The sequence below is a fragment of the Bacteroidota bacterium genome (assembly GCA_030706565.1).
GTDB lineage: Bacteria > Bacteroidota > Bacteroidia > Bacteroidales > JAUZOH01 > JAUZOH01.
Window position 1 is genome coordinate 1 of sequence record JAUZOH010000488.1, and the last position, 2622, is coordinate 2622.

Annotated in this window: 6 protein-coding genes; all 6 read right to left on the minus strand. The window is 39.1% G+C overall.

The window, feature by feature from the left end:
- Nucleotides 1-434: 30S ribosomal protein S12 methylthiotransferase RimO (locus tag Q8907_15900; GenBank protein ID MDP4275752.1), on the minus strand; the 434-nt coding region annotated here is incomplete at its 3' end.
- Nucleotides 435-451: 17 nt separating this feature from the next.
- A complete protein-coding gene (gene ftsY, locus Q8907_15905) occupies nucleotides 452-1411 on the minus strand; it encodes a signal recognition particle-docking protein FtsY (protein ID MDP4275753.1) in 960 nt (319 codons plus the stop codon).
- Between the two features lie 109 nt (nucleotides 1412-1520).
- A complete protein-coding gene (locus Q8907_15910; GenBank protein MDP4275754.1) occupies nucleotides 1521-1679 on the minus strand; it encodes a DUF4295 domain-containing protein in 159 nt (52 codons plus the stop codon).
- Between the two features lie 8 nt (nucleotides 1680-1687).
- Entirely contained in the window at nucleotides 1688-1870 is a 183-nt protein-coding gene (rpmG, locus tag Q8907_15915; protein MDP4275755.1) for a 50S ribosomal protein L33, read from the minus strand.
- Nucleotides 1871-1887: 17 nt separating this feature from the next.
- Nucleotides 1888-2133 (minus strand): 50S ribosomal protein L28, encoded by a 246-nt coding sequence (gene rpmB / locus Q8907_15920; GenBank protein ID MDP4275756.1) that lies wholly within the window; start codon nucleotides 2131-2133, stop codon nucleotides 1888-1890.
- A 164-nt stretch (nucleotides 2134-2297) separates the two neighbouring features.
- Nucleotides 2298-2622 (minus strand): hypothetical protein (locus Q8907_15925; protein ID MDP4275757.1); only part of this gene is annotated, 325 nt, incomplete at its 5' end.

Consider the following 2622-nt stretch of genomic DNA (forward strand, 5'->3'; position numbering starts at 1 on the left):
CCCTCAGAAATTTTCAGGTAAGCATAATGGGCAGGGGTAGTGAGGAGACGTTCGCCGGTTAATTCTTTTTTGTAGTCAACTTGCAGATCCTTAAGTACATCCTTCATGTTATTTACACCAAAGAATTCATCAGCTTCAGGGATTTCCTTCTTCAATTCGGGCTTATAACGTTCGGAAAGGCAACCCATGACGTAAAGTTTATCAATCTTACCGGCCGATTTGGCCTGTGCAAACTCCAGAATGGTATTGATGGATTCCTGCTTGGCATCCTGAATAAAGCCGCAGGTATTGATAATGACTATTTTGGCATCGGTATTATCCGAATCGTGGACAATCTGATAACCTCCGGCCTGAAGCTGCTTCATCAAATACTCGGAATCAACCAGGTTTTTGGAGCAACCCAGAGTAACCACATGGATCAATTTATTTCTCATAGTCAGGAAAAGGGGGATTATTCTTTGCTGAAAAGGGAATCGACAAACTCAACTCTGTCAAATATCTGAAGATCATCGAGTCCTTCTCCCACGCCAATGTATTTTACAGGAATCTTAAACTGGTCGCTAATGCCAATCACCACGCCGCCTTTTGCAGTACCGTCAAGTTTGGTCAATGCCAGCGCATTTACTTCGGTGGCCGCAGTAAACTGCTTGGCCTGTTCAAAAGCATTTTGCCCGGTAGAGCCGTCAAGAACCAGAAGAACTTCATGAGGAGCAGCCGGAATTACCTTCTGCATCACGGTTTTAATCTTGGTCAGCTCGTTCATCAGGTTTATTTTATTATGAAGCCGGCCGGCCGTATCGATGATAACCACATCAGCGTCTTTATTTTTGGCTGAAGTAAGGGTATCAAAAGCCACAGAAGCCGGATCGGAACCCATCTGCTGTTTAACGATTTCAACCCCGACACGTTCTGCCCAGATGTCCAGTTGTTCGACAGCCGCTGCCCGGAATGTATCGGCAGCCCCAAGAAAGACTTTTTTCCCAGCCTTTTTAAAATGATAGGCCAATTTTCCAATGGTTGTAGTTTTACCGACTCCATTAACACCTACGACCATAATAACATACGGTCTGTTACTTAAAGGCATGGAGAAATCGAATTTCAGGCTGGAATTGTTTTCAGTAAGCAGGGCAGCAATTTCTTCTTTCAAAATGCCATCTAACTCATTAATATTCAAATACTTGTCTTTTGCCACGCGGTCTTCGATGCGCTGAATGATTTTCAGGGTAGTATCAACCCCCACATCGGAAGTAATCAATACCTCTTCGAGGTTATCGAGTACTTCATCGTCAACCTTTGACTTACCGGCAATTGCGCGAGAAAGTTTTTTAAATACACTTTCCTTGGTCTTTTGCAGGCCTTTTTCTAATGTTTCATTCTTGTGTTTCTTTGAAAAAAAACCAAAACCTTCCATACTGACATTCCTTTCAACAAAGCAGAAAGTACTTATTTATTTATAGTAAAAAGGCTTTCTTAAAAAAGAAAGCCTGAATTCATATTATAAAGCAGATATGAAAAACAAATTAATTGTTTTTCATATAGTCTTTTAACTGTTCATTAGGAACAATTTCTTCCTTAAAAGCATAAGCACCCGTTTTTTCAGACTTTACCATCTTAATTACCTTGGAAAAATCTTTGCCGGAACCTTCCTTTTTTAAGGATGCAACAACTTTTTTTGCCATAGTTCAAATTATTTAATTTCTCTGTGAATTGTATGTCTCTTCAAAATAGGATTGTACTTCTTCAACTCCATACGTTCGGGAGTATTTTTTTTGTTTTTGGTTGTAATATAACGGGAAGTACCAGGTAAACCACTTTCTTTTTGTTCGGTGCATTCCAAAATTACCTGCACTCTATTTCCTTTTTTTGCCATTTTCTATTCTCCTTAGATTAAATCGTTGTTTTGATGAACCCCTTTTGTTTAGCTTCTTTCAATACAGTAGCCAAACCCTTTTTGTTTATTGTGCGCAAAGCAGCTGCAGTCAATTTCAATTTAACCCAACGATTCTCTTCAGCCAAATATATCTTTTTCTCAAAAAGATTAGGGTTAAACAAACGCCGCGTTCTTCTCTTTGAATGCGACACATTGTTACCTTTCATTGCGCGTTTTCCTGTTATCTGACAAACTTTCGACATGATTCTATTTTTTATATTTTTTCAAAACGGTGTGCAAAACTCGTGATTTTTATTCAATTAAACAAATATATTTTCAGGTTTTTCTCAACAAATTGTAAAATTCACCTTTAACACAACGGAAAATATTGAATCTAATGACGGTTTTGAAAGGTTTTGAAAAAAAATCACCAACCTTGATTATAGGGCCCATAAAAAGAATTATAGCCGTTCCACCTGCTGTAAGGATCATAAGGATTATAGCCGTTGGAATAGCTGAAGCTGGCGCCTATCTGGATATTGTCGGTAAGTTTATAATCTATGCCTACTGTAGCTGCATTAAAATCAGAAAGTACAGGAGAAGATGAAAACGATTTGATTGAAGATCCGCTGATCAATAGGCGGTTACTCAACAAATACTGCCCTTTGGCATAAATCAGGAATTGACTGAAAGAACCGTTGAATTTGGGCTGCCTGCGGCTGTCAAAAACCGAAGGGGCAGTCAGGTTATTC